This is a genomic window from Kitasatospora sp. NPDC057512, assembly GCF_042802135.1.
Taxonomy (GTDB): domain Bacteria; phylum Actinomycetota; class Actinomycetes; order Streptomycetales; family Streptomycetaceae; genus Kitasatospora.
Genome location: NZ_JBHVET010000703.1, coordinates 1 through 4518, shown reverse-complemented (window position 1 = coordinate 4518; position 4518 = coordinate 1). Strand labels below are relative to the sequence as shown.

General features: G+C 74.5%; 4 protein-coding genes. 2 read left to right on the top strand and 2 right to left on the bottom strand.

The genetic code is table 11. From position 1 onward, the window contains the following. Window positions 1-26: 26 nt before the first annotated feature. Window positions 27-1103, bottom strand: a complete 1077-nt coding sequence (locus ACFU6K_RS32235; protein ID WP_380669063.1) for a restriction endonuclease — start codon at window positions 1101-1103, stop codon at window positions 27-29. Window positions 1104-1333: 230 nt separating this feature from the next. On the opposite strand from ACFU6K_RS32235, the gene ACFU6K_RS32230 reads away from it, so the two are divergent. Further along, window positions 1334-1834, top strand: a complete 501-nt coding sequence (locus tag ACFU6K_RS32230) for an inorganic diphosphatase (protein WP_380669061.1) — start codon at window positions 1334-1336, stop codon at window positions 1832-1834. 83 nt (window positions 1835-1917) lie between these two features. Here ACFU6K_RS32230 and ACFU6K_RS32225 read toward each other — a convergent pair whose 3' ends face one another. After that, window positions 1918-3177, bottom strand: a complete 1260-nt coding sequence (locus tag ACFU6K_RS32225; RefSeq protein ID WP_380669059.1) for a pyroglutamyl peptidase — start codon at window positions 3175-3177, stop codon at window positions 1918-1920. A gap of 258 nt (window positions 3178-3435) precedes the next feature. Here ACFU6K_RS32225 and ACFU6K_RS32220 point away from each other — a divergent pair, with 258 nt between their 5' ends. After that, complete coding sequence (locus ACFU6K_RS32220; protein WP_380669057.1) at window positions 3436-4506, top strand: TerD family protein; 1071 nt, start codon at window positions 3436-3438, stop codon at window positions 4504-4506. Window positions 4507-4518 lie beyond the last annotated feature (12 nt).

The following is a 4518-nucleotide window of genomic DNA, read 5'->3' as shown; positions in this document are numbered from 1 at the left end:
GTCACCTCACGTCGTGTCGCGCCACGTCAGGCGTCCACGACCTCCAGGCCGTACGCGGTCACGGCCTGCCGCAGCCCGCCCGGGTATCCGGCGAGGGCCGGGGTGAACCCCCAGTCCCCGGACGGCTCGCGGTCGAACCGGCCGAGCCGCATCGCGGTGTTGGTCTCCGCGCCGTCCGCCAGGTGCACCACGGCCGCGTCCTGTCCGGCGCCGGCCTCCAGGATCAGCGCGGGCCCGGCGAACCCGCCCATGGTGGCCCCGGGGTGGTTCTCGGTGTCGGCGGCGGCGATGACCACCAGCCGGTCGACATCGGCGGGCAGCGCGTCGAAGTCGACCATCAGGCAGGCGTTCGCGTCGCCGTAGCCGGTCACCAGCCGCACCGAACCGTCCGGCGTGGAGCCGTTGTTGTAGAACACCAAGTGGTCGTCGGAGAGCGCCACGTTCCCCCGGCAGACCAGGGCGGCGATGTCGTACTCCTCCTCCCCGGTCCAGTGCAGGAGCAGCCGGGACGGCTCGGCGGCCACCTCGATCGCGGGCAGTCCGTCCAGGGCGCCGGCCTCGGCGGAGGCCCCGTCCTGGGCGGCCGCGAAGACCTCGTGGAAGCCGTGGTGCTTGAGCAGCCCGACCAGCTCGGAGCCGTTGAGCAGGGTGATCGGCTTGCCCGCGACGAACTGGTGCGAGCTGGGGCCGAACCTGCTGGTGGTGACCAGGACGGCCTTGGTCGCGGCCTGGTCGTGCCGCAGCGTCCCGTACAGGTCCCGCACCGCGGTGGGCGCCACCGTGTCCCGGTACCGCTTCACCTGCACGATGACGTTGCCGCCGCGGAACGGGTCGGGGTCGATGCCGCGGACGTCCACCCCGCCGTCCCGCGACCGGGCGGTGAGCTCGACCTTCATGCCCATCGCCTCCATCAGCCGGGCGATGAGGCCTTCGAACTCGACCGGGTCCATCGCCAGCAGGAGCTGGAGTTCGCGGACGCGCCTGGACATCCGGCCGCGGTTGGCGTTGGTGTCGTCGCGGAGGTGACGGAAGAGCGCGCGCTGGGCGCGGCGTTCGTCGGCGTCGGGGTTGCTGAGGCGGTGGAGCTTCCGGCTCCGGGACATGGGCGTGCCCCCTCTTGCATGGTGACGGCTGTTGCAGGCGTCACCGTAGAGGAATCGTGGACGAAGAATTGTCGGGCCGTCACTTCCGCCGCACAATCGAGACCTGGCGCACGGGCACCAGGGTGCGCAGGGCCCCCGGGAGGTCTCGGCGGCGGCCGAACGGCGGGGGTGCTTCCGGTGGCCGTCCGGACGGCGGACAATCCCCCCAGGAGCCGAGGAGGAGGCCAGCGGTGGAGTTCGAGGTCATGATCGAGACCCCGCAGGGGTCGCGGAACAAGTACGTGATGGACTTCGTGGTGGGCCGGATCCGGCTGGACCGGACCCTCTTCACGGCCACCGCCTACCCCGCCGACTACGGCTACGTCGAGGGCACCCTCGGCGGCGACGGCGAGCCGCTGGACGCCCTGGTGCTCGGCGGCGAGCCGGCCGTCCCCGGCTGCGTGCTCACCTGCCGGGCGGTCGGCATGTGGGTGATGCGCGACGAACGCGGCCCGGACCAGAAGGTGCTCTGCGTCCCGGCCCACGACCCGCGCTACGCGGACCTGCGGGACATCGGCGACCTGCGCGAGTTCGACCTGCTGGAGATCACCCACTTCTTCCAGGTGTACAAGGACCTGGAGCGCGGCAAGTCCGTCGAGGGCTCGCACTGGGCGGGCCGCGACGCCGCCTACGCGGAGATCGCCGAGTCGCGGGCCCGCGCGGCGGGCACCCGCTTCGCCGACCCGGCGTAGCGGGCGCCCCCCCCCCGGGACCGCCCCGGGACCGCGCCCGGAGCACGGCCCGGACCGCCCCCGGAGCGCGCCCGGACGGTCCGTCAGAGCCTGGCCGCGCTCAGGATGGCCCGCACCTCGTCGCCGATCGCGGCCTCGTTCTGCTCGAACTCGGGTGCGGTGAGCCGGCCCGGGTCGGTCGGCAGCCCGTTCAGGACCGGGGTGTGCAGATGGCCGCCGGGGAGGTCCGGGGCGAGGAACAGGCGCAGCCGGTTGGAGCGGTAGGCGACCTCGTTGGAGAGGTACCCGCCGCCGCCACCGGCGACCGCGCGGGAGCCGGGGGTGGGGCCGTCCGGCCGGAAGACCGGGGCGGTGGCGCCCGCCGGGATCTCGGTGACGAAGGTGTTGAGCAGCACCGGGAAGGGCTGCTGGACGGCCCTCATGGCGTCGGTCGGCAGGGTGGTGCGGACGAACTGCGGCCCGGGGGCCAGCCCCGGGGCGTCCACCGGGTGCTGGGAGGTGCCGCCGGAGAGCGCGGCCACGTTGTCGGTGGCCGGATCGGCGGAGCGGGCGCGCCCGGCCCACTCCTCCAGGGTGAACTTGCCCGGGTAGCCCTGGCTGATGCTGGTGATCAGGTCGGCGGACTGCCGGCCCGGCCGCAGGTGCGGGGTGAAGGCGCGCTCCACGATGCCCTGGTCGAAGTCCCCGTAGCGCACCGGCAGGACGACCGCCCGGACCTCGGCGGCGCTGCCGTCGGCGAGGGTGATCCGCTGCCCGTGCAGCTGCAGGACGGCCGAGCCGGAGGGGTTGGCGCGGCGCGCCTCGGCGTCCAGGCCGAACGGGTCGAAGCCGCTGACGAAGATCCGCCGGACGCCGGGGGCGGCGCTGAAACCGTCGTCCAGACCGCGCGAGGCGTCCTCGAAACGGGCCCGCAGTGCGGCGTGGTCGACGTCGAACCGGGGCTGCCAGCGGGCGAGCTGGACGGTCATGGCGAGCCTGGTCCAGTACAGCGGGCGGTCGTCCCGGGCGGGCAGTTCGCCGCTCGGCCGCCGGCCCTGGGCGCGGTCCACGCCCGCCTGCCAGAGCGTCCGGCCCCAGGTGTCGGCCACCCGCTCGGCCTGCCGGGCGTTGCGGGCGGCGCACAGCGCGGAGGGGAAGCCCCCGAGCAGCTCGCCCAGGCCGGAGCGTTCGGTGAAGCCGGCCGTGCGGGCGTCCTGGAGGCGGGCCTGTTCGGCGTCCAGCGGTACCGTGGCGGAGGTGCGGCAGCCGGCCGGGGCGGCCTGGGCGGCGACCGGGGCCAGCAGGGCGACGAGGGTTCCGGCGAGCGCGGCGGCCAGTCCGGCGGTGCGGCGTAGACATGTCATGTGCGCTGACAATAGGTCCGGACCTGACGGCCCGCCAGAGTGCCGACACGGTACGCCGCACGCCGGCCCGGGGGCTTCCGGAACGGCCCGTCCGGTACCGGGCGGTGCCGTCGAGGGGGCCGCGGGCGGCGTTCCGCCGCTGGTGGGAGGGTGTTTCGGCGCGGACGGAAAGCCGACGGTTCGACCGGGAACCGCCGCGAGTTCTACAGCGTTGTCGTGGTCGAACAGCGGTACTCGTACGGTGGTGGAGGAAGTTCCATGAGCGTGGCCCTGACGAAGGGTGGCAACGTCTCCCTGGGCAAGCAGGCCCCCGGGGTGCGGGTGGTGCGGGTGGGCCTGGGCTGGACGGCCGGGGCCGGGTACGACCTGGACGCCAGCGCGCTGCTCTGCGGGGCGGACGGGAAGGTCGCCTCGGACCAGCACTTCGTCTTCTTCAACAACCTGCGGAGCCCGGACGGCTCGGTCCGCCACCTGGGCGGGTCCGGCGGCGGTGCCGACCGCGAGCAGGTCGAGGTCCGGCTCGCGGAGGTCCCCGCCGGGGTGGAGAAGGTCGTCTTCGCGGTGGCGATCTACGACGCGGCGCAGCGGCGGCAGTCCTTCGGACAGGTCCGCGGCGCCCACATCAGGGTCGTCGACCCGGACAGCGGCGCCGAGGTGGCCCGGTACGACGTGGCGTCGGAGGCCGGCAGCGAGACGGCGATGGTGTTCGGCGAGCTGTACCGGCACGGCGCGGACTGGAAGTTCCGGGCGGTCGGGCAGGGGTACGCCGAGGGTCTCGCGGGCATCGCCACCGACTTCGGGGTGGACGTCCTTCAGTCGGCGCCCGCCGCCGCGCCCGCCCCGGTGAAGCCGCCGGTCGCGCCGCCCGCCCCGCCCGTCGCTCCGCCCGCGCCGGTCGCGGCCCCGGTGCCGGCCGTACTGCCCGCCGCCGCGCCCGCCGTTCCGATGACCCAGCAAGGACCAGGGAGTTTCCCCGTGACGTGTTTCTTCGACCCCTCGCACGGCGCCGGCACCACGGCGGTGTACTGGTCGCCGCAGTGGGGCGTGCCGCGCCAGATCGAGGCCTGCGTGGCCTGCGCCCAGCGGGTGCAGACCACCGTCCCGCCGTTCTACACCCCGGCGCAGGCCGGCTACCCGCAGCCGGTCCAGCAGGGGCAGCCGCCGCAGGTGCCCGGCCAGCAGGCCCAGGGCGGGCGGCGCTTCGGCACCGGCGCGCTGATCGGCGCCGGCGCGGCCGGCCTGGTCGGCGGCGCGCTGTTGAACGAGGCCTTCGACGACGACCCGCAGGTGGTCGTCAACAACTACTACGAGGACGACGGCTTCTTCTAAACCGTCAGGACG